Annotated in this window: 1 protein-coding gene; it reads right to left on the bottom strand. The window is 46.1% G+C overall.

Features of this window, described 5'->3' with window-relative positions:
* On the bottom strand, positions 1 to 368 hold a 368-nt coding region (locus R8O10_RS26695), incomplete at its 3' end, for a helix-turn-helix transcriptional regulator (protein ID WP_318192159.1).
* Between the last annotated feature and the right edge of the window lie 200 nt (positions 369 to 568).

Consider the following 568-nt stretch of genomic DNA (forward strand, 5'->3'; position numbering starts at 1 on the left):
CTTTCTAAAGACTCACATTGATCGAGGTGCTGGCGATAGTTTTGTAAAGTCAGTTTTTCGCGCTCGGAGGTAACTTTGTCGAGGCCATCTTTACCGAAGATGTGTTCCACGGCTTCGATAAATTGGATGGTGAGTTCGCCATGACGATCGGCGAATTGCTCATGTCCCTTCTGGGTTAAAGACCAATGGCGAGTAGGGCGTCCGACTTTGACTTTTACATCGTGAATCGACAGGATGCCTTCATCTTCTAAACCTTGCAGGTGCTGGCGAGCACCCATGGTTGTCATCCCAAGCTCAGAAGAGAGTTGTTTTGCAGTGACAGACCCGTCACGCTTAACGATTTGCAATATCCTATCTACGGTCTTCATATTCCCACCATTTGTATTTCCGTACACATTATGCGCGATAGGCTTAGTAAAGAAAAGTGTTGACTTAACTTGAGTGGGGATTTGGTGAGCCAAAAACAAAAAGGGTCGGCACTTTGCCAACCCTCTGCGATGCTGAACCTAAAAATTACAGAATGATATCGCGAACTTCTGGATCTTTGCGCTCTAAGTAATGGGTCGAC

Source organism: Vibrio sp. 1727 (assembly GCF_033344415.1).
GTDB lineage: Bacteria > Pseudomonadota > Gammaproteobacteria > Enterobacterales > Vibrionaceae > Vibrio > Vibrio alginolyticus.